This window comes from Alteribacillus sp. JSM 102045, assembly GCF_041949975.1.
GTDB lineage: Bacteria > Bacillota > Bacilli > Bacillales > Marinococcaceae > Alteribacillus.
This window is the reverse complement of sequence record NZ_JBHFQG010000011.1, coordinates 20,860-41,794: the sequence shown is the minus strand read 5'-3', so window position 1 is coordinate 41,794 and position 20,935 is coordinate 20,860. Positions and strand designations below refer to the sequence as shown.

Genomic DNA, 20,935 nt, shown 5'->3' with positions numbered 1-20,935 from the left:
CTTAATATTCATAAAAGAATGACTTTTTAAACCTGACATTTATATAAACTATATGAATGTCTAAAAAAAGGTTCCCATTTAGTATCTTGATATTATTTGTGAAAGCCTCTCTAGGGTCAACAATCCTTTGTTTAGTCCACTTTATATATTTTTACTCAAAAATAAAACCACCAAAAACTTTTTGGTGGTTTGTCGGAGTCTAGAATGGTTCACATATATGATTCGGTGTTATTTTTGTACGTTAGCTGCTTGAGGTCCGCGTTGACCGTCTACAATTTCAAAAGAAACGCTTTGTCCTTCTTCTAAAGTTTTAAACCCTTCGTCTTGAATAGCAGAGAAGTGTACGAATACATCGTCAGCACCTTCACGTTCAATAAATCCAAATCCTTTTTCTGCATTAAACCATTTCACTGTACCTTGTTCCATGTTCCATTTCCTCCTTGTGTGTCTAACACACACAACATGTATTCTTAAAACTTGTTCTACTCTGCGGCAAGACGAAATAGGTTACCCTTTTTCTAACTTAAAGAAGCATGAACAAACTTAAGTAAATTAACTTTACCATCTTTTTCAAATGAACGCAAGAACTTTCACCAAAAAAGATGTTTATCTCAGAATGTGCTGAACGTTAGTGTTATCAAACAGGGGCACTTGCCTCCACTCACCTGTTCGGGAAAGGCGAAGGAGAAGTTTAGCTGATGCATTTGATACAAACCTGATTGGCTCAATCCCTTTCAGCTCTCCTTCCAACGATAAACAAACTTCATCTATACTTAATGAAAATCAAGAAATAAGAAACGTGTGTAAAAAAACAGCAATGGATGTTGATCATTTAGTGATGTCATTATCTACATAAATAACAAAAAAACACCTCCGAGAATGTACTTAATTGATTGTACCATTTCGAAGGTGTTTTATATTGTCCCATTATTTTAGGTTAGTCCACCTATTATATAAGGAGAAACGGCTTTTTTTATGAAGTAAACAATGGTCCTTGAGGTCCAACAGGGATACCAAGCAAATACCAAACAATGATGAGAATAATCCAGAAAATCGCAAAGAAAACTGTATATGGAAATAAAGCAGCGATTAATGTTCCCAATCCTGCCTTTTTGTCGTATTGTTTAGCAAAAGATAATAACAGTACTAAGTACGGAAGCATCGGTGTTATAGGATTAGTGATAGAATCCCCTATACGATACATAACTTGGGTAAACGCCGGATCATAGCCTAAGAACATAAACATCGGTACAAATATAGGAGATAAAATTGCCCATTTAGCTGAAGCACTTCCTATCAGTACATTAATAATCCCTACAAAAAGAATGAAAAAGATAAATAAAGGAATTCCGGTAAATCCTATGTTTTGCAAAAAGTCTGCACCGACAATCGAAACCACCGGTCCGAGGTTACTGGATTCAAAGTAAGCGAGCATTTGAGCCGACACAAAGACCAGTACAATGTAGGGGCCCATAGTACTCATGGATTCTCCTAACATAGAAGCAAAATCTTTAGAGCTTTTTATAGACTTAGAGCCTATTCCATAAACGAGACCTGGTATAAAGAAAAAGATTGTAATGAGAGGAACTACTGCATCCATAAATGGAGATTCTTCTAATAGAGATCCAGTTTCATGATTACGCAGCAGACCTCCTTCAGGAATAATCATCAATAATATGGAACCAATAAATGCAGCAAGAGAAATACCGGCCCATTTTAACCCTTTTTTCTCAAGTTCCGTTATGCCTTCCTCTTTTTCCGCCTGTTCTCCGCTGTAATAGCCGAAATGAGGAATGGTGAATTTATGAGCCACCCAGGTTGAAACAACTAAAAGAAAAATTGCTGATACAGCAATAAAATAATAATTCATAGCAGGGTTCGCACTATATTCTGGATCAACAGTCTGGGCACCTGTTTCTGTAAAACCAGCTGCAAGTGTATCTGTCATGCCTATAAGCAAGTTAGCCGAAAAAGCTCCTGTAGTGGAAGCGTAAGCTACGACCAATCCGATTAACGGATTATAGCCGAACGCCATCAGAACAGTTGCTGCTATAGGTGGTAATACAACTTGTGTTGCATCGGCAGCCACATTCCCTATAATCGCTATAAAGACAATAACAGGAATAATAATTTTTTTTGGAGTAACAGACACGGATCGTTTCATTAACGTGGAAAAGAACCCGCTTCTTTCCGCAAGCCCTACTCCCAGCATCACAACTAGTACAGCTCCAAGAGGAGGGAATTCACTAAAATTCTGCACCATCCCTGTCAGTATTTCTAGAATTCCTTGTCCAGATAATAAATTTTCCACGACAACTTCTTCTTCTGTCACCGGATGAACAGCTGAAACGTTGAAAAGGGATGCGATAAAAGAAGCAAGCAATATTAAAGAAGCCATGATTATAAACAGAACAATAGGATCAGGCAGCCTGTTTCCTGTTGTTTCTATCGTGTGAAGTGTTCGTTGAAAAAATGGTTGTGCCGTTTTTTTGCTCGATTTATTTATCATCTTCTCCTCTACCTCCCTTTCTATTAAACTTCCTTGTTGTCTGTTAGAGATAATGCAGAATACACATGCAGTTTTAAACCGTGTTTCATTGCTTCTTCATTTATATCAAATTTAGGATGATGATGAGGAAAATCCTTTCCTTTATCTGCATCCCCTGCTCCAACCATGACATAACACCCTGGTTTTTCTTGAACAAATGCGGCAAAATCCTCGCCGCCTAGCATTGGATCTATCCATTCCAGGGTATTAGCAGGAAAACGTTCTTCTATAATTTTTGCCACATCATTGGTCATATTTGTATGGTTTTTTACAGAAGCGTACCCATATTCATAATGAACTTTCCCTTGCACATTATGTGCGGCACTTATTCCTTGAACAACTTCTTCGATACGTCTTTTTACTTTGTCTCTTACTATTCCATCCAGCGCCCGTACTGACCCGCCTATAGTCATTTGTGCCGGAATGACGTTATACGCATCCCCACTATGTATACGTGTTACAGAAACGACCGCGTTCTCTAAAGGAGCTACAGATCGAGAGATGATGTGCTGAAGACCACTTACAATTTGAGCTCCTGCTGTTATAGAATCAGCTGTTAGTTCAGGTGTAGAAGCGTGTCCGCCAATCCCTTTAATGGTGATATCAAAAGTATCCGAGTAAGAAGTTATGGCTCCTTCTTTAATTCCAATTTTTCCAAATGGAATGGTGGTCATAAGATGAAGTCCAAATACATTGTCCACTCCTTCTAATACATTTGCTTCCACCATTTCTCTTGCTCCTCCAGGAGGTACTTCTTCTGCATGCTGAAATAAAAAGACAATTTCCCCTTCTATCTCTTCTTTTAAACTGCACAATATCTTTGCAGCTCCTAGCAGCATGGCCGTGTGCCCATCATGAGCACAAGCATGCATTACTCCAGCATTTTTAGAAGAATAGGGAAGACCTGTTTCTTCTTGGATAGGAAGCCCGTCCATATCCGCACGTAAAGCCAGTGTTTTTCCTGGTTTGTCCCCTTTTAAACGTGCCATTACACTAGTTTTCGTTGGTCTTGTTATTTCTAGAGGACCAAATGAATGTAACGTTTCATAAACAAATTCTGAAGTCTTTACTTCCTGAAAGGATAATTCGGGGTGTTGATGTAAGTATCTCCGCCAATCGATAACTTGTTCATACATTTCTTCAATAGATGTATCTACGTCTGCCTTTGTTAACAAAAAACCAATCCTCCCTATAAACGAATAATTTGCGACATTTTCGCTAAATCAATTATAAGATATATTATAATTTTTTCAACAATTAAAATTTTACATATGAAAAAATGAAAAAAAGCCTCCTAATTTAATAGGAAGCCATGAATGAAAAGTACATTCCATCTTTTTTATGTATGGGTTTTAATCTTTTACTTCTCTTCTGAACGAATAAACTTTATTTGGACGCCCTTTACTATGGTTTTTTTTTTCTCCAATGAAATAAATTAACCCGGCTCGCTGCAATTCTGAAAGAATCCTCTGAGCGTTACGATTACTCATATCCAATTCAAGTGCAATATCTTTGGCTGTAAAGACAGACCAGTCTTTTTGAACGGCACACGATTTTACTTTTTCATACATTTGAGCACTAATATTTATTGTCTTTAATTTTTCTAACATAGAAGAATCCGTCACCAAGGAGTCATAATTGATTTCTTTTCCTTTAGGATGATATTCGATGGTTTCCCCATCTTCCATGGTTACTATAATTGTTCCCTCCTTTACTTTCTTGGAACGCTGTACAGCGATTCTTGCATTAAATTCAGCTCTCATTGCTGAGTCTCCAAATCCGATTCCGCCCACTACGGCTCGTTTCCATTCTCTTATAAGTGATTGCAAAGTTTGCTGCAGCATATTCATTTTTTGTTCTAATTCTCCGCGTGAGCTAAAAATCATATACCTCCCATTTCCTGCATTTAACAATGATCCATTAAGCTTACGGCTCAAAAAGAGAAGAGATTCGTTCATTTTCAAATCAGCAATTTGAAGGTCAAAAGACATGGCTTCTTTTCCTGGCGTGAATTCTAACTCACCTATTTCAACAAAACAGACTGCAATTTGAGCATTCTGATAATACTCTGTTTTTGCTTTTTCCACTATGGATTGAAGCGTTTGTTTTGTCTCGAGTACTGTTGTCGTAATCCAGGTAGAAGGAATGCCTTCTTTTTGCAGCAGATCTCTCACTTGAGGGTAGCAGGTTAATACTCCTTCAGTATTGTTGTCACTCCATAACTTTTTATGATAGTTATAGACCTGCTTAAAATCAGCTTCAGCTGGAAATGTTTTAATGTGAAATTTTTCAGGGGTGATGTCTAGCTGATCTATAGATGCTTTAGCGATGTTTGCTTCCTCAGGCACATCCATACTAATTTTTTTTGGCATTTCTTTTTGTTGCAGCACGAGGTTAATTAATGATTTATAAATTCCGTTTTCTAGAAAAAGGATTCCATAAATATTTTCAGCGCTTCCTAATGTCTTCTCTGCAATGGCGTATGGAATTGGCCCTGAACATAACCATGCATCAACGTTATCCTGATGTTCCCGCACAATATCAGCAGTCTCGCCATGCTGCTCATATGAAAAAGAAATGTATGCTAATTCGTCTTTAAATTCTTCTGCTACGTCCAATATTCGCCGCACTGACAAGTCAGGACCAACAATTCCAACTTTAAACATTTTTTTCCACTCTCCGTTTCTCTCTATCTCCTTCTATCATACGAAAAATGGAGGTTATTGTCATTTTTCGCTCTACATATTGAGAAAAGTTAACGACAAAGCTAACTCATTAATTTGCTGCTTACTGGCCCAAAGAATAAAGTAATTGTATGTCTCCCCTTGTATATCAACCGGAGAAGGATATCTTACTATTAATGCTGCCTGGTCAGCCATTTCAGGAGGTTGGTCTCTAGAGGGAAAGATAAAACACGCTTCTTGAGACTGAATGTTTGTCTCTAAAATTTGAGGTTGTGTGCCGTAAGGAAGTAAAGCATGAAAAGCTTCATTTCTGCAGAGTTCTTCCAAGTTGGGGCCTGCAGAAATAGCCGCAATTTGAAAAAAGCCATCTTCCCCCTCGTAACGATCCGGACTCACTTCAAGCCAATTAAATGGATATTCAAAAGTTACTTTAAATACTTCATTATAATATGTTTTTCTTGGCGGACTAATTGAAAGCGGAGACCACTGAAGAGAAGTAATCCTTATACCGGCTATTAGCTGGATAGGTACTGGGTGAGTAAGGTCCAGATACCACATTTCCCCAGCAAACATTTGCTCAGCACGACACCCGGAAAGGTAAGCTATTTTTTCACTGTCAGGGGACCAAGTTACTGGTGTTGCAAAACAATCGGAAACCGCGCAGGTACGATCGTTTTCTCCCCTTCTTCCTGCCGTTCGGATAAGAGAAAAGTTTCCTCTTTCTGAAAAAGCAGTGGCACTGTACCCTATTCTCGAAGCATCTGGAGACCATTTGGGGTAGTAATTTTTAGCTAATGGTCCTCCTCTAACTTCAAATATTTCACCAGAAGCCAAATCTATACTATAAATAATAGATATACTAACCCCAGGAGAAGTATACAACGCAAAACGTCCATCGGGTGATAACTGGACATTATGAAGCGGAAATTCCTGATTTTGCGTAATTTGTTGTTTATTTGTTCCATCCGTTCTCATGCGGAATAACTGGCTGATACCTGTTTCATCAGGAGCCTGGAAAAGAATTTCCTCCCCGCTTGGAAAAAACTGCACATCGGTTGCACCAGGTTCTGAAAAACTTTTGGCCTGATGAGATGTAACATTATATAATATAATTTGATTGAGTTTTACATAAGCAAGTCTTTGACTATCTGGAGACCAATGCAAAGTAAAAAGGGCTTCTTCTTCAAACTGATCTATCAAGGCAGCCTCTTCACTTCCCAGGTGAAGCACACAAATAATTCTATTTTGGCCCGCAAAAGCAATGCGAGTGCTATCAGGAGACCAGTTAGGTTGACTAAAAGCGGCTCCTAATCCCTTTGTTACCTGTATATGTCCGCCGTTACGTAATACATATAACCAGATATCGTAAGTGCCGCTTCGATCAGACGTATAAGCTATTAATCCATCTGTTCCTGGAGGTGCGTAAGGAATGTTTAATCGCATTCCAGGAAAAATTTCAAAAGATGGTAACTGGTTGACCTGTCTAATTATTTCAGGGCAGCTGTGCCCTGCTGTAAGTACATTAAACCTTCGAGCTATCTGGAAAAGAGTTTCTCCCGGCTGTACAACATAATAAGAAACCCCAGCCGGAATAAACAGTAATTGATCAGGAGATATAAAATAAGGTGCTTGTAATCTATTAGCTTCAATAACAACAGACATGGGCACACCGTATAATTGTGAGATTTTATATACAGAGTCACCAGCTTTCACTCTATAAGAGGTAACTCCTGGCGGAATCGACAGCTGCTGTCCTGGGAAAATCGTATAAGGCACTACTAAATTGTTTGCAGCTATAACTGATACCACGGGAAGTTCCCACCTTTTAGCAATAGTAAACAACGTATCCCCTGGGCGGACCGTATAAAAGCGCTGCAATCGTTTTTCTTCCAAAAAATCACCCCCTGCCTAAACATATTCATATAGGCAAGAGGTGATTCTTGCCTCCTCAGAACTTTTAATTCCTTATCGTATCCCTTCTTCTTATTTTTTTATCCAATTGGTAAAGTGCTTCTCATTCACTTCAATCTGTTATACTTTTATTTCCACTCTGTTATACTTTATTCCAGTTTTTTAAAAAATGTTCTATCTATTTCTATTAGTAAGGATTGTTATTGGAAAAGACTTCTATAAAGCCATTTTTCATTATTGGCAGTATTACAGTTCAATCTTAAAACTTAAAAACATAACCCTTGATTAAAAGTTAAAATTTACCTTTTATTAAAGACTTTATGCCTGTATAACCTTAAATTTATAGGTATAAAATAGCGGTTATTTAGCACCTTATTTAAAGTTTTTTGAAAAAAATGATTATACTGAACTTTATAATACCGCTTTCATCCCCTTTGTTAACTGGGTTTTCGCCACTCAAGCAAAAAAATTAACTTTTTGGGCAAGGTTTGTTAAGGTTAATAACAAGCTTTAAAACTAATACAGAAAAAAATAACTATTAGTACAGTAAGAAAAATATATTCAAGTGGAGGTTTTTATGTTAACCAATAGTGTCAAAACATTGAGTCAAAAGAACGTTTTGTTAAATGGGGAATGGAAAGAAAACAAAGATGGAAAACGTATCACCTTGTCCTCCCCATCTACAGCGGAAGAAATCGGCAGCATCCCTGCGCTTTCAGAAAATGAAGTAGATAAAGCAGTAGAATCTGCAAATACTGCACAAAAAGAGTGGAAAAATACAGCCCTTCATGAAAGAAAACAATTACTTTACCACTGGGCAGACAATCTTGTAGATAATAAAGAAGAAATTGGCTATATGATTATGCAAGAAGTAGCCAAGAAAAAATCCTCTGCTATTGATGAGGTCGTTCGCACAGCAGATCTTATTCGTCATACGGCAGAAGAAGGCTGCCGCATCACAGGCGACCTTCTTACCGGTGATAGTTATAATGGTGGATCACCTAGTAAAATAGCACAGGTAAATCGTGTACCATTAGGTGTGGTTCTTGCTATTGCTCCTTTTAATTACCCTGTAAACCTTTCTGCATCCAAAATCGCACCAGCTCTTATGATGGGCAACGGTGTAGTCTTTAAACCGGCAACCCAAGGTTCACTAAGTGGAATTATGATGATTGAACAGCTTGAAAAAGCAGGATTACCTGCAGGACTTGTTAACATTACTACAGGAAGGGGCTCTGAAATCGGTGATGCTCTTGTGACACATCCTGGCATCAATCAAATTTCCTTTACGGGGGGCTCGGAAACAGGAATAAGAATGGCTCAAAAAGCCAGCATGGTTCCGATGGTACTTGAGCTTGGCGGTAAAGATCCTGCCATTGTTCTTGAAGATGCTGACCTTGATAAAACAGCAAAAGAAATCACTGCCGGGGCGTTTTCTTATTCCGGACAGCGCTGCACAGCAATAAAAAGAGTGCTTGTAAAAGAAGAGGCTGCGGATGAACTAGTCGGGAAAATAAGAGAAAAAGCAGAAGAATTAAAGATCGGGCAGCCAGAAGAAAATGCAGATATTACTCCTCTCATCAATGAAAAAAGTGCAGATTATGTACAAGGACTGATTGATGACGCGATTGACAAAGGTGCAAAGGTTATTACTGGTGATGACAAAAATGGTAGCCTTCTTGCTCCTACTTTATTAGATGAAGTCACTTCTAAAATGCGTATCGCTTGGGAAGAACCGTTCGGTCCAGTCCTCCCGGTAATTAGGGTTAAAACAAAAGAGGAAGCTATTGAAATTGCTAACAAATCAGAATACGGTTTGCAGGCGAGCGTATTTACACAAGATATAGACTCGGCCCATCAAATTGCGGATCAATTAGAAGTGGGCAGTGTACAACTGAACGGAAAAACATCCCGAGGTCCTGATCACTTCCCATTCCTTGGGGTAAAACAATCAGGACAAGGAGTTCAGGGCGTACGCTATAGTCTTCTTTCTTTAAGTCGCGAAAAAGTTAAAGTTTTTAACGGATAATTGTTCAACTCATAAGTATAAACTAAGCCCCCGTTCCGTAATCCGGAACGGGGGCTGCTTTTAACTTTTGTTATTCAATGACACGAACGGCTAAAGTATAGTATTTCTTCCAATACTCTGTGAATCCAGTATAATCTACTCCTTTACTGCGTGTAGCATGAAGCAGTGTGTTTTCATTGATAAAAATGGCTACATGGTTAATGACTTCGTCTTCATTTGTATCAAAAAAAACTAAATCACCTGTTTCAAGCTCTTCTCTTTCTATTTTGGTACCAGTATGAAATTGACTGCGTGATGTTCTCGGCAAGGTTATGCCTATTTCCCCATAAACCCTTTGAGTAAAAGATGAACAATCAAAAAACTCTGTGCTAGAAGAATCCGCTCCAAAGAGATATTCTGCCCCCTGATACAATTCTCCATTGCTATTAAATCTCGTATTTCTTCACTTAAATCTTCAGTATGTAAAAATGTGTCTCTAGACATTATACCTTCTGAACGAGCATGAAGCTTTTTATGTGTGCGGTCGAGAACCGCTGCCATCTGAGCTCTTGTAATATTAGCAGAAGGCTGAAATTCTCCGTTGTTGTTCCCTGTCTGAGAAGATGACTAGCAGAATGGAGCCATCTAATCTATCAATCTAGCTTTTTAGCTAAATCTATTATAAAGGGTTTATAGATATAATAACCTAATGTATAGAAATATTTTCTAAAATACAGTGACAAAAGAGTGATTAATCAGGAAAAAAACAAACGGAGCATAGGAAACCCCTGCTCCGTTTGATTCATTAGTAATATATTTTTTTGTTATAAACTGGCTTTTTTCTTTAACGGAATAGCTTTTGATTTTCGTCTATTGTCTTCTGTCTTGAAACTTACTCTTTTTAAAGCCTTAGTAATTGGCAGCACAGCAGCCATGGTAAAAATCATCCCAGGAACAGCTCCTATAATCAAAGGCCACGCATTAACCTGTAATGTTTCTGCTAGCCCTATCCGAGCCGTCAAAGAACCAATTGGACCTGCTATTAACAATACTGGAGCAGATGGACCAAGAATAGAAACAATGAGACCGACCGTCAGCCGAAAAATCATTGAAATTTCTACATTAATAATCGTGTGTAATCCCAATAGGAAAAGAACAGTGCTAGACAGCATCCCTGCTATCATGTAGCGCCAAAAACCAAATACTGCCACAATAGCCACGGCTATCGGCGCCGAAAGTTGAAACTCTGAACCTGGGATTGGAGAAGGAATTTTAATCATGCCTGTAACAGCGATAAAACAGGCCAACATGCTTATTTTAGTCATCTCAAAGGTTTTGTTCTGAATCAAAAAGGCACCCTCTCGTTTTTATTTTTGATTAACGAAGAAAGTTTTACATGTTTTTTAAACAGTGCTGCCATATCATTTTTATTGAGTACGTTTTCTGTCCACGGCACCACTCCAAGTACAGGTACTCCAGCAAATTTTTCAATGAGTTCTGGATTGGTTTTAGAAGCTAAATCTTTCTCTTTTTCTCTTAATCCATTAACAATTACCCCTGCAACCTCTATACCTGCACGTCGCGCATATTCTACAGTCAGAACAGTGTGATTGACCGTCCCCAAACCAGGTTTGGCCACCACTAAAACAGGAAAGCCTATTTCTTTTGCAACGTCACTGACTAAGCAATCTTCTCCATAAGGAACAGTGATTCCGCCAGCCCCTTCTGCAATGAAAAATTGGTGATCTGCTTGAATATCTCTCCATTTTTTAGTGATGTCTTCTAACTTTATTGAAACACCTGCTCGTTTTGCTCCTAGATAAGGTGCAAGAGCCTCTTCGAAAACAAAAGGAGTGATTTTTTGAAGGGGATTGTTATCTTCGGCCATATGTTTTAAAAGAAAGGTATCGCTTTTTGGATCCTCTCTTTTTATACCGCTTAACATCGGTTTAAAGACTCCAATGTCTATTCCTTCTTGATGCAAAGCCGCTGCAATTCCTGAAGCAACAAACGTTTTACCTATGTCTGTATCATTTCCTGTAATGAAAATACCATCTGTCATTTATAACATCCCCATTTTTCTGCCTGTTGTATAAAAAGCCTGGCAAACTTGTTGAATTTGGGCTTCTGTATGAGAAGCCATTATCGTCAGTCTAATTCTGCTTTTTCCCTGAGGCACAGTTGGCGGCCGTATTGCTGGTGCAAACACACCTTCTCTTTCAAGGTGATTGGAAAACGCTGCAGCCTGTTGTGCTTCCCCTATCAACACAGGTAAGATTGGAGTAGGCTGCTCCATAATATGAAAACCAGTATCATCAAGCTGCTTTTGAAGTTTTTTTATATTGGATCTTAGAGATTCAATTAACGACTTTTCCTCTTCAATAATATCTATTGATTTTATGGTAGCTGCTATCGTTCCCGGCGGCAGAGCCGTTTGAAAAATAAAGGAACGTGCTTTATTCCGAAGCAGCTCTATGAGTGTATGAGAACCAGCAGCAAAACCACCCTCGGTACCAATTGCTTTACTAAACGTTCCAATTGTAATATCCACACGAACATTAAAGTGTTCTGTACTTCCTCTGCCGTTTTCTCCTAAAATGCCAGTAGCATGTGCATCATCTACGATAATAAAGGCGTTATATTTATCGGCTAATTCTTTGATCTCAGGCAATGGGGCAAGATTTCCATCCATGCTGAATACACTGTCTGTCACAATAAATCTCCTTTGGCTCTCTCGCGCCTGCTTCAGCTTTCTCTCCAAATCATTCATATCCACATGCCTGTAAATCATTGTTTTTGCTTTACTTAGCCGGCAGCCGTCAATAAGACTAGCATGATTTAATTCATCACTTAAAATAATATCGCCGTCCTGAGCTAAAGCAGAAATAACGCCAATATTGGCAAGATAACCACTGGAAAACACAATAGCCGCTTCTTCTTTTTTAAAGCAAGCGATGCGCTTTTCTAATTGTTCGTGCCACATGGAATTGCCAGTAGTTAGCCTTGAACCTGTGCTTCCTACTCCATACTGTTTCATCGTCTTCGATGCTTCCGTTATAAGTCGTTGATCTGCTGCTAATCCTAAATAGTTATTAGATGAAACCATCAGCATTTCTTTGCCTTCAATCTCAACGGCAGAAGAAGGAACACTTTCGCTTGTCCGTAAAGTTCGATATAGTCCTCTTTTCTTAAGTTCATTAATTTGTTGATCGGCCCAACTATACGCCGGTTTGATCAAGACGCTGCACCTCCTCCTTTGTTACCGCCTCAATTGCTTCCTTCATAATGGCAGTCATTTCCTGAAGCTCAAATGTAGTACTTACTAATGGCGGCATAAATACTGCTACATCTCCCATTGGCCTTGTTAATAAGCCTAACTCTCTCATTTTCAAAGACGATTTGTAGCCTACTCTGCTCTCAAAAGGAAAAGGTTCTTTCGTATTTTTATCCAGTACCAATTCAATACCGCACATAAACCCAAGCTGACGAACATCTCCTACATGATCGAGTTCCTTTATATTTTGGAGTAATTCCTTTAAAAAATCTGATTTATCAGCAACCTGCTCAACTATTTGATCTTTTTCAAATAATCGAAGGTTTTCTAGTGCCACAGCACAGCCAAGCTGATTACCCGTATAGGAATGGCCGTGAAAAAATGTTTTTAAATTTTCGTAGTCATCATAGAAGGCTTCATAAATTCTTTCTGTAGTAAAGGTCACTGCCACTGGCAAATACCCGCCTGTAAGTCCTTTGCCCGCTGCCATTAAATCCGGTTCCACTTCTTCATGTTCACATGCAAACATTTTTCCTGTCCGGCCGAAGCCCGTTGCCACTTCATCTACAATCATTAACACATCATATTTATTGCAAAGTTTACGAACTCCCGATAAAAACCCTTCAGGCATAACAATCATTCCGCCTGCTCCTTGCACCATTGATTCAATGGTCAGTCCTGCAATGCTTTCATGATTCTCAGCTAAAATGGATTCCAAATTTTCTAAACATTCTTCCCTGCACTGAACGGGATCTTCATTTGGATGACGGTATACATTAGGAACAGGCGTGTGAATATTTTCAAACATTAAGGGTCCGTAAATATTGTGAAATATATCGATCGATCCTACACTCACTGCTCCAATTGTATCTCCGTGATAGCCATTTTTTACTGAAATAAATTTTTGTTTTTTTGTTTTTCCAATATTCTGCCAGTATTGAAAAGCCATTTTAACAGCAATTTCTACAGCTTCGGCACCGCTGTCTGAATAAAATACTCTCGTTAAAGCGGGGGGTGCAATTGCAGCCAGCTTTTCAGCTAGCTCCGTTGCAGGAACATTGGTCATTCCTAGTAAAGTAGAGTGGGCAATTTTATCTAATTGAGAAATAATAGCATTATCTAATTCTTTTTTGCGGTGGCCATGAACATTTAACCAAACCGAAGAAAAAGCATCATAATATTCTTTTCCGTTTGTATCTTTTACCTTTATCCCGTCACCACTTTCAATAATAAGCGGATTTTCATCATAGTCTTTCATTTGTGTAAATGGCAGCCATAAGTGCTTCTTACTTTTTTCTAATAGGTTCATTTTTCTTCTCCTCCATTTCTGATCATAAAAGGTTGCTTTTCTAAATACTGAATATAGGAATCCATTGCTTGAAGAGAGTCTATAAATATGAGCCGCCCGCCATGTTCATCGCCTTTTTCTTTCATTTTGGTAATTCGTTCATATCCTCTTTTTGGGCTTGCTACATAGCCCGTTATGTAATTTGGATCATCGCTCCAGCAAATTTCGGCAATAGTTGCAGGGTGGCTGCATACTTTTGTAGCTAATGTTAATGCTTCTTTCATACGAACATTTTCAGCGGTATTATTGGCTACACACCAATTTTTATAATCTGATTGTCTCCAATCGAGCTGAGAAACACGTACACCTTTATCTTTTCTGTTATCCAGCCGCTCTCCTGTATTTGCATCAATAATTATAGCTCCGCGAACGTGGAAATTGTTAACTAATATACCCAGTGCTTTATTTATCACTTCATAAGTCAACCCGCATTGGCACAAAAGAACTTCAGCCGTTCTTTTTCCTTCTAAAGGATCCTTCACATTACAAGTTGAAACAAAAAGCGGTTCCCCGCGGCAAACAGGGAATTTTACATCTTCAATCACAAGATTAAAAAAATCTGGTTTTCCTCGTTGATGAGAAAATGCTTTTTTAAGAAGGTCCCCTGTTATTTGTTCCATCTCTGTTTCATATGCAAGGCGCTCTCCCCCGGAAATATGTTTTCCCCCTTTCTCATGAGCACCTCCAGCCGCTGCTCTCATACGAATGCTGTATAGTTTTTCATTTATCACCAGCGACCACCTTTCAACTATATTTTTATTGTTAACCATTTTTATTTTATAGTTAACATTTATTTTCGTCAAATGATTATGATATTTTTGTAAGAATTACGGTAATTGAAATTTTAAAGAGAGGGAATAAAAAGGGCCGTCCTCAACGATTGGGACAGCCTTAATTTTTTATTGCTGCAGCTTTTGTTCTACTTGTTCACAAACTTCATTTGAATTAAAACCATGGGCGTTGATTACAGATCCATCAAGAGTTGTATTTTGAATATTCATCATGTTTTGGTCCTGACCGGTAATAACACAGCAATCACAGCGATTTGCGTCAGATTCCTGCCTTAGCGTCACTACCTCATGTCCTTGTTCTTGTAATTGCTGTTGAACATCAGTAAGGGATTCTTCCACTCCAATTCGAGCCATTTCTTCCATCTACCTCCTTGTAGTGTTGTCACCCTTAATATGTTCTTATCATTTAATTTCATACGTTTTCCTTATATTCTCTTATTTACATTAAAATTATATTCTAAAAGGAGCCAATTTTGCGGAAATTCCCAGCCAAGTACCCAGTAATAAAATCCTCGTAAATTAAATTCTTTAATGAGATCAAACTTAGCTTGAATGCTTCTTGCATCTTCAAACCATACTTCGTGCTCTCGTCCTTCTTCATCGTAATACCTAAAAAATGGAGACTGAGCTTCTTCATCATATTCTATAGCTGCATTATATTTAAGGGCTAACTGAATGGCTTGTTGATGATCGATAGACTCGGCTTGTGTCTCTCCTTCTACGTAAGGCAAAGTCCAGTCATACCCGTACAACGGAATACCCATCATAATTTTATCCCTGGGCATGACAGAAACGGCATATTCAATAACTCGTCTTACTTCATTAATTGGAGCGACTGCCATAGGAGGACCTCCTGTCCATCCCCATTCATACGTCATAAGAAATACAAAGTCTGCGAATTCCCCATGAGCTGCAAAATCATGCCCTTCATATAACACGCCCGGCATGCCTGGTTCGACTTGAGGAGCAAGAGCGCTTGATAAGAAATATCCCTTTTCATCTAGTCGTTCTTTGGCTTTTCTCATTAAATTGTTATAACGCTCTTTATTTTCGGCTCCTAAATACTCCAAATCAAAGTCCAACCCTAAATATCCTTTTTCATCCATAATAGCAATCGCTTCATCGAGAAGTTTGTTCTGCAGGTCGTCACTAGCTAAAACAGTAGTAGCAAGCTCTGTACTGAACCCTCCGTCTTCAATGTTTGTAATCACCATTAACGGTACAATCTTATTTTCATAAGCAGTATTAATAATTGCTTGATCATCTATAGGAGTGAGAGTTCCATCATAGTTCATTTGATAGCTGAACACTTGTAAAAACGTTAAATGTTCACCGATATCATTGACTACTGCCGGTGAGTCTTCCCCTGTTATTTCGAGATCAATATAAGCTCCAACATCTACCGATGGTTTTTGTCTGAATTCATTTAAAATATGCAGCGGATAGCCTGTTGGAATATATTGTGGAAAAGGCAGTCTATTACTTCTCAATATATGTTCTACAGGTATTTTATAGCGTTGACTAACATGCCAAACGTTTTCTCCCGGCTGGACCCAATGAATACGCCCTTCAAGCGGAATAACAAGCGCTTGACCTACTACTAACTGGTCAGGGTTAGGAAGCTGGTTTGCCTCTGCAATCGTGTCATAAGGAACGTTATACATTTGAGCGATGACCCATAGGGATTCACCAGGTGCAACTACATGTATTTGCACAGACTCGTCCTCCAATAAATTTTTCTTCTTATATTAACCGTATTTATTTAACAGAAAATAAATAACCAGTTTTAGGAGAAAAAAATTAGAGGGCAGGTTTGTTTAAATCGTTATGAATTTTTTTATTTTATTATATGAATATTCGCCAATACCGCTTACAAGGATTAATTCTTCTTTGGTCTTAAACGGGCCGTTTTCTTCTCGAAACTCTATCACCATTTCTGCTATGACAGGGCTTACATGAGGAAGTTTTGCTAGTTCCTTTTTTGAAGCAGTATTAATGTTTATCGGTTTAGAAAGGTCATTGGTTTTCTCATCTGACATATAAACTCTTGGTACCGGAGTCGGGAAGCTTCTTCCTTTTCCATTCCATGGTTTTTTTGAAGTATAAATATTTTCCATATCTAAAGAAACTATAATATGACTGGAATTTTCAGTTGTATAAATATCGGCTCCAGTGTTTCTTAAACGATTTACTACCCCGACGTTTGGATGGCCGAATGCATTACTTTTATCATAAGGAATAATAGCTATCTCAGGATCTACTTTTTGTATAAATAAGTCCCCGGTGGAAGTGGCAGACCCATGATGAGCTACTTTAATAATGTCTGCTTCAACGTCATATTTATTCATCATTTCCTTTTCATTTACGACGGTTGCGTCGCCTGTGAGTAATACAGCGGTATCACCATAAGTGATATGAAGAACAATAGAAGAATCATTGCGCACATCATTATCTGAATAGCTATTTAGCACCTTTACTCTGTTTGCCAGGTTTGTGTTTAACATTTCTCCTTCTTCCGCTACAAAAAAGTTAATATTCTTCTCTTTAACTATATTCCTATACTTTTTATACGTTTTTGTATTGTGTTCTCTTCCGCTGTCTAATACATTTTCAACTTCTACCTTTTTTAATACTTCTACTAGACCACCTATATGGTCTATATCCGGATGTGTCGCTACAACCCATTCCAATTTTTCAATGCCTGCATTTTTTAGATAACGTACAATTTCTTTACCATGATCCGGTTGCCCTCCATCTATTAACATAGCTGCACCGGTATCAGAAACTACCAATGTACTGTCTCCCTGCCCTACGTCTAAAAAATGAAAATCAAGCGTTGCATGAGATTCTTTAAAAAGGGTAAGTTCATTGTCGTCTTCAAACCTGACCGTTTTGTTTTTTAACGCCAAAACCTGCGCTTCATCAGAAAACACTAAAGCAGTCCCAGGTAAAAGTATCGAAGACAGTATCATAAGCGATAACATATAACGGAGCCTTTTCATTCTCATCCCCCCGTCTTTTTACTATGCCTCAGTGTTAAGGGGATTATGAGAAAAAGAATAGTGTGAATTGTAAAAGGAACACATTGTCCTTTAATATAGAATTGTTGGAAAAGCTCAGGAAGGATGTTTTATATGGATAAGAAAAATATGGAAGACAAAATTATTAAAAGCTACCAACAGGATGAAAAAATGATGATTTTGGTTTTTGCCCAATGGTGTATAAATCATGATCTCGATCCGCATGATCTGTATTTCCAAGCCTATCCCGGGCAGGAAAACACTCCTGCTTTAGAGCAAGCTATTGATTTGACAGTTCCAAAAGAGGAATCTGAAGATATAGCAGATGATACTTTACTTGAAGTGCTCTCTTTATTTGGCAACGCTGAGCTTGCTCATGTTGTATCTAAGGAAATGAATAAACAATAATCATACGACTCGATTATGTATCTCACGCCACTGCTCTCTGGAATGCTTCACCGGCTAAAACGCTGACATTTGCCAGGTGGAAGAAAATGAATAGTGATGAAAGAAAAGCGGCTCTTTATGACATTACAAAGAAATATTTAGAGGATACACTTTGTGCGCTTCATTTTAATATTGCACACGAATAAAACTTTACCGTTTTTCCTCATCGATCGTTCCTCTTGCTACTCATCAGGATGTCGAATGGGATTATCTTTCCCCTTTTATCTCCATCTATAAAGAAATTGGAGACCTGGCTAAGCAGCATGGCATTCGAACAAGCTTTCACCCTAACCAATTTGCACTTTTCACAAGCGATAAGCCACATGTTACCACCAATGCCATAAAAGATATGAAGTATCATTATCGTTTGCTTGATGCCATGAATTTATCTAAAGAAGCAAGTATTAATATTTATGTCGGTGGAGCTTATGGTGACAAAAAATCTTCTGTTGACCGCTTTCATACCAACCCGCAGCAGCTTCCCCTTTATATAAAAAAACAAATGACATTAGAAATTGATGATAAAACCTATACAGGCTTCTGAGGTATTAGATATTTGTGAAAAGGAAAAGAACCCATGTATGTTTGATTACCATCACTATAAGGCAAACCGCCACCCATCAGAAAAGCTTGAAACCATTTTACCTCGCATGTTTAAGACGTGGGAACATACTCCGCATCCCCCAAAAATTCATGTTTCTTCTCCAAAATCAGAAGCGCAGAAGCGGCCTATAAAAGTCATGCGGTTTATGTGGACCTTGATTTTATTCTAGCTCAATGCGGTCAATCGGTAGATATGATGGTAGAAGCGAAACAAAAAGATAAAGCAGACAGGAGATGTTTTAGACTATCATCACTATCACAGCAATTCTCATGATTTTAGGAATTTTGAAAGGTTCAGCCCGCATTAAACTAGGCGGCAAAAAAGGTACTACTTTTGATCTGCAAGCAGGAGACGTTCTCGTTCTTCCGGCAGGTACCGGCCACAAAAAAATGAGCTCTAGCTTTGACTTTCGAATCACTGGCGCCTACCCGAACGGGATGAATTACAATCTTAAAACAGAAGATCCACAGGAAAGACCAAAAGCTTTGGAAGAGATTAAAAAAGTTCCTCTGCCTGAATATGATCCAGTATATGGGAAAGACGGACCTTTAATAAAAGAGTGGACCAACGAAAAATGAGAAGGGATGCCCCTTCTCACCACTTGTATTATAGGACTCTTTTAAATTTTTCAATAAAGCGATTTGGATATTCAGGAGACAACGTACTAATCTCATCAAGTTCTTAAAGTGCTCCTCGCTTAGCTGCCAGCCAACAGATTTCATATTTTCTTCAAATTGCTCGAAGGTTCTTGATATTGGAGAGGTAATGCCTTCTTTTATTAGAAGCCAGTTTAGTGCCACCTGAGCTGGTGTTTTTTTAATTTCATCTGCTATCTTTTTTACTTTTTCAAGTATAATGAAGTTTCTCTCCAGTGCTTTATTCTCCCAATAATATTCGCCTGGACCTGCCGTAACCAGCCGCCATTCTTCATCTGGCTTATGGGGTGAATCGTATTTTCCTGTTAAAAATCCGCCTCCAAGCGGAGCCCAAGGCAAAATTCCTATCCCTTCCTCTTTACATAAAGAGAGCATTTCCCTATCCATTTCCCGATGCAGCAAGCTGTATTGAGGCTGAATCGTAATGAATTTAGCAAAATTTTTCTTTTCACTAATAGATAAAGATTTCATTAACTACCAAGCTAAAAAATTAGAACAACCTATATATCTAACTTTTCCAGAAGTAATTAAGTCATCAAGAGTCCGCAGTGTTTCTTCAATAGGAGTGGGTGATCCCAAACATGCAGCTGATATAGATCTATGTAATCTGTTTTCAAACGCTCGAGACTTTGTTCGACGCCTTCCATAATACGTTTACGTGAATAACCGGCATCATTAGGGTTTTCCCCTACTTTCATTCGAACTTTTGGAGCCAGCACTACTTCAGAACGCCTATCTTGAATGGCCTGTCCAACTATTTCTTCTGATTTTCCCCCAACATATACATCGGCTGTGTCTATAAAATTGCCCCCGTTATCTAAAAATTGATGAATCATTCGGACTGCATCTTTTTCAGACGTTCCTTTTCCAAAAGTCATTGTTCCTAAACAAAGCTCTGAAACAATGATTCCGCTGTTTCCTAACTTTTTATACCTCAACTTTGTGTCTCCTTTTCTTAGCTGAATAACGTTTCTAATTGTAACAGCTTTTTAACCAATAACATAATACTTTTACATTTAGGAAAGGATTTCATATAGAATGCCTTAACAAGGGTTACTTAATCTCCCTTAATAGCAACGTAGCCATGTTTAAAAAATAATTTAGACAGGCAAAGTTAACTCATGTTTTTTTAATAAATGTTAGAGGTGAAAAGTATGAAAGCAGTCACATATCAAGGCATACTAGACATCAAAAGAGGCGCCTTCAGCTGGCGCCTTCATTTTATTGTAAAGTGGATTTATCCATATAACCGTCATTTTCTTTAATTATCTTTACTGCTTCCCCTATTTAATTTTCATCTATTTCAAATTGCAGTATATGATTCAGCTGACTGACTTTATGGTTAGCTGCTTCTCTTAAATGAGCTCCTTTTTCATCATCGTCATTTTGAATTTTTAACGGTTCTGGTACAATTCCTGCTGCACCACCTGTTGTCCCTGTCGTATTCAATGGGACAAGTACAGAAAAATCAGTATCCTCTGGAATCGTATCTGCCAATACATGATCTGCTTTCAATTTTTGCAGTTTAATTTTCACGCTTTCGGCATCATTTTCACTGAAAAAATAAGCCTGAATATTATTTTTGCTCACTCTCAATCACATCCTTTCTTTCTTAGCCCTTTATTTAACGTGGAACTTTTAGTA

19 protein-coding genes and 3 pseudogenes are annotated in these 20,935 nt (G+C 38.3%); 5 read left to right on the top strand and 17 right to left on the bottom strand.

Going from position 1 to position 20,935, the window contains the following annotated elements:
* Positions 1 to 228: 228 nt before the first annotated feature.
* From ACE1TI_RS09590 to ACE1TI_RS09570, 5 genes are all read right to left on the bottom strand, one after another.
* Positions 229 to 426 (bottom strand): cold-shock protein, encoded by a 198-nt coding sequence (locus ACE1TI_RS09590; RefSeq protein ID WP_375007360.1) that lies wholly within the window; start codon positions 424 to 426, stop codon positions 229 to 231.
* Between the two features lie 547 nt (positions 427 to 973).
* On the bottom strand, positions 974 to 2,509 hold the full coding sequence (locus ACE1TI_RS09585) for an AbgT family transporter (protein WP_375007359.1): 1,536 nt from the start codon (positions 2,507 to 2,509) through the stop codon (positions 974 to 976).
* Positions 2,510 to 2,532: 23 nt separating this feature from the next.
* The gene (locus tag ACE1TI_RS09580; protein WP_375007358.1) at positions 2,533 to 3,723 is read right to left on the bottom strand and encodes an amidohydrolase; all 1,191 of its coding nucleotides are present in this window, start codon (positions 3,721 to 3,723) and stop codon (positions 2,533 to 2,535) included.
* Between the two features lie 177 nt (positions 3,724 to 3,900).
* A complete protein-coding gene (locus ACE1TI_RS09575) occupies positions 3,901 to 5,214 on the bottom strand; it encodes a hypothetical protein (RefSeq protein WP_375007357.1) in 1,314 nt (437 codons plus the stop codon).
* Between the two features lie 72 nt (positions 5,215 to 5,286).
* Positions 5,287 to 7,125 carry a LysM peptidoglycan-binding domain-containing protein gene (locus tag ACE1TI_RS09570; RefSeq protein ID WP_375007356.1) on the bottom strand — a complete coding sequence of 613 codons (1,839 nt, stop codon included), beginning with the start codon at positions 7,123 to 7,125 and terminating at the stop codon, positions 5,287 to 5,289.
* A 595-nt stretch (positions 7,126 to 7,720) separates the two neighbouring features.
* On the opposite strand from ACE1TI_RS09570, the gene ACE1TI_RS09565 reads away from it, so the two are divergent.
* The gene (locus ACE1TI_RS09565; RefSeq protein ID WP_375007355.1) at positions 7,721 to 9,172 is read left to right on the top strand and encodes an NADP-dependent glyceraldehyde-3-phosphate dehydrogenase; all 1,452 of its coding nucleotides are present in this window, start codon (positions 7,721 to 7,723) and stop codon (positions 9,170 to 9,172) included.
* A 70-nt stretch (positions 9,173 to 9,242) separates the two neighbouring features.
* Here ACE1TI_RS09565 and ACE1TI_RS09560 read toward each other — a convergent pair whose 3' ends face one another.
* From ACE1TI_RS09560 to ACE1TI_RS09515, 10 genes and pseudogenes are all read right to left on the bottom strand, one after another.
* Positions 9,243 to 9,584 carry a C40 family peptidase gene (locus tag ACE1TI_RS09560; protein WP_375007354.1) on the bottom strand — a complete coding sequence of 114 codons (342 nt, stop codon included), beginning with the start codon at positions 9,582 to 9,584 and terminating at the stop codon, positions 9,243 to 9,245.
* Positions 9,488 to 9,763, bottom strand: a pseudogene (locus ACE1TI_RS09555) (S-layer homology domain-containing protein); the annotation flags it as partial. The pseudogene ACE1TI_RS09555 and the gene ACE1TI_RS09560, both read right to left, overlap by 97 nt.
* 212 nt (positions 9,764 to 9,975) lie before the next feature.
* Positions 9,976 to 10,500 carry a hypothetical protein gene (locus ACE1TI_RS09550; protein WP_375007353.1) on the bottom strand — a complete coding sequence of 175 codons (525 nt, stop codon included), beginning with the start codon at positions 10,498 to 10,500 and terminating at the stop codon, positions 9,976 to 9,978.
* Positions 10,497 to 11,213 (bottom strand): dethiobiotin synthase, encoded by a 717-nt coding sequence (gene bioD / locus ACE1TI_RS09545; protein ID WP_375007352.1) that lies wholly within the window; start codon positions 11,211 to 11,213, stop codon positions 10,497 to 10,499. The genes ACE1TI_RS09550 and bioD overlap by 4 nt, the downstream gene beginning before the upstream one ends.
* A complete protein-coding gene (bioF, locus tag ACE1TI_RS09540) occupies positions 11,214 to 12,389 on the bottom strand; it encodes an 8-amino-7-oxononanoate synthase (RefSeq protein ID WP_375007351.1) in 1,176 nt (391 codons plus the stop codon).
* Entirely contained in the window at positions 12,370 to 13,734 is a 1,365-nt protein-coding gene (gene bioA, locus ACE1TI_RS09535) for an adenosylmethionine--8-amino-7-oxononanoate transaminase (protein WP_375007350.1), read from the bottom strand. Before bioA ends, bioF begins: the two co-directional genes overlap by 20 nt.
* Positions 13,731 to 14,504, bottom strand: coding sequence for a 6-carboxyhexanoate--CoA ligase (locus tag ACE1TI_RS09530; RefSeq protein ID WP_375007349.1), 774 nt, complete (start codon positions 14,502 to 14,504; stop codon positions 13,731 to 13,733). The genes bioA and ACE1TI_RS09530 overlap by 4 nt, the downstream gene beginning before the upstream one ends.
* Positions 14,505 to 14,672: 168 nt before the next feature.
* Entirely contained in the window at positions 14,673 to 14,918 is a 246-nt protein-coding gene (locus ACE1TI_RS09525) for a YkuS family protein (protein WP_375007427.1), read from the bottom strand.
* A gap of 71 nt (positions 14,919 to 14,989) precedes the next feature.
* On the bottom strand, positions 14,990 to 16,279 hold the full coding sequence (locus ACE1TI_RS09520; protein ID WP_375007348.1) for a glycosyl hydrolase family 18 protein: 1,290 nt from the start codon (positions 16,277 to 16,279) through the stop codon (positions 14,990 to 14,992).
* Between the two features lie 102 nt (positions 16,280 to 16,381).
* Entirely contained in the window at positions 16,382 to 17,566 is a 1,185-nt protein-coding gene (locus ACE1TI_RS09515; RefSeq protein ID WP_375007347.1) for an MBL fold metallo-hydrolase, read from the bottom strand.
* Between the two features lie 132 nt (positions 17,567 to 17,698).
* Between ACE1TI_RS09515 and ACE1TI_RS09510 the strand changes: the two genes are divergently transcribed.
* The 4 genes and pseudogenes from ACE1TI_RS09510 (at position 17,699) to ACE1TI_RS09495 (ending at position 19,213) form a co-directional block, all read left to right on the top strand.
* Complete coding sequence (locus ACE1TI_RS09510) at positions 17,699 to 17,992, top strand: hypothetical protein (RefSeq protein ID WP_375007346.1); 294 nt, start codon at positions 17,699 to 17,701, stop codon at positions 17,990 to 17,992.
* Positions 17,989 to 18,575 (top strand): annotated as a pseudogene (gene uvsE / locus ACE1TI_RS09505) (UV DNA damage repair endonuclease UvsE). The gene ACE1TI_RS09510 and the pseudogene uvsE overlap by 4 nt, the downstream one beginning before the upstream one ends.
* Positions 18,550 to 18,804 (top strand): hypothetical protein, encoded by a 255-nt coding sequence (locus ACE1TI_RS09500; RefSeq protein ID WP_375007345.1) that lies wholly within the window; start codon positions 18,550 to 18,552, stop codon positions 18,802 to 18,804. Before uvsE ends, ACE1TI_RS09500 begins: the two are co-directional and overlap by 26 nt.
* Positions 18,805 to 18,904: 100 nt before the next feature.
* Positions 18,905 to 19,213, top strand: a complete 309-nt coding sequence (locus ACE1TI_RS09495; protein WP_375007344.1) for a hypothetical protein — start codon at positions 18,905 to 18,907, stop codon at positions 19,211 to 19,213.
* Here the strand turns inward: ACE1TI_RS09495 and ACE1TI_RS09490 are convergent.
* Positions 19,184 to 20,127, bottom strand: a pseudogene (locus ACE1TI_RS09490) (aldo/keto reductase). The gene ACE1TI_RS09495 and the pseudogene ACE1TI_RS09490 overlap by 30 nt on opposite strands.
* A 451-nt stretch (positions 20,128 to 20,578) precedes the next feature.
* On the bottom strand, positions 20,579 to 20,881 hold the full coding sequence (locus ACE1TI_RS09485) for a hypothetical protein (protein WP_375007343.1): 303 nt from the start codon (positions 20,879 to 20,881) through the stop codon (positions 20,579 to 20,581).
* Between the last annotated feature and the right edge of the window lie 54 nt (positions 20,882 to 20,935).

Coding starts and splice junctions, on each gene's coding strand:
- ACE1TI_RS09500 (WP_375007345.1), top strand. CDS start 18,550: ATGATAAAACCTATACAGGCTTCTGAGGTATTAGATATTTGTGAAAAG.
- ACE1TI_RS09495 (WP_375007344.1), top strand. CDS start 18,905: ATGATTTTAGGAATTTTGAAAGGTTCAGCCCGCATTAAACTAGGCGGC.
- ACE1TI_RS09525 (WP_375007427.1), bottom strand. CDS start 14,918: ATGGCTCGAATTGGAGTGGAAGAATCCCTTACTGATGTTCAACAGCAA.
- ACE1TI_RS09515 (WP_375007347.1), bottom strand. CDS start 17,566: ATGAAAAGGCTCCGTTATATGTTATCGCTTATGATACTGTCTTCGATA.
- ACE1TI_RS09575 (WP_375007357.1), bottom strand. CDS start 5,214: ATGTTTAAAGTTGGAATTGTTGGTCCTGACTTGTCAGTGCGGCGAATA.
- bioA (WP_375007350.1), bottom strand. CDS start 13,734: ATGAACCTATTAGAAAAAAGTAAGAAGCACTTATGGCTGCCATTTACA.
- ACE1TI_RS09585 (WP_375007359.1), bottom strand. CDS start 2,509: ATGATAAATAAATCGAGCAAAAAAACGGCACAACCATTTTTTCAACGA.
- ACE1TI_RS09510 (WP_375007346.1), top strand. CDS start 17,699: ATGGATAAGAAAAATATGGAAGACAAAATTATTAAAAGCTACCAACAG.
- bioD (WP_375007352.1), bottom strand. CDS start 11,213: ATGACAGATGGTATTTTCATTACAGGAAATGATACAGACATAGGTAAA.
- ACE1TI_RS09590 (WP_375007360.1), bottom strand. CDS start 426: ATGGAACAAGGTACAGTGAAATGGTTTAATGCAGAAAAAGGATTTGGA.
- ACE1TI_RS09565 (WP_375007355.1), top strand. CDS start 7,721: ATGTTAACCAATAGTGTCAAAACATTGAGTCAAAAGAACGTTTTGTTA.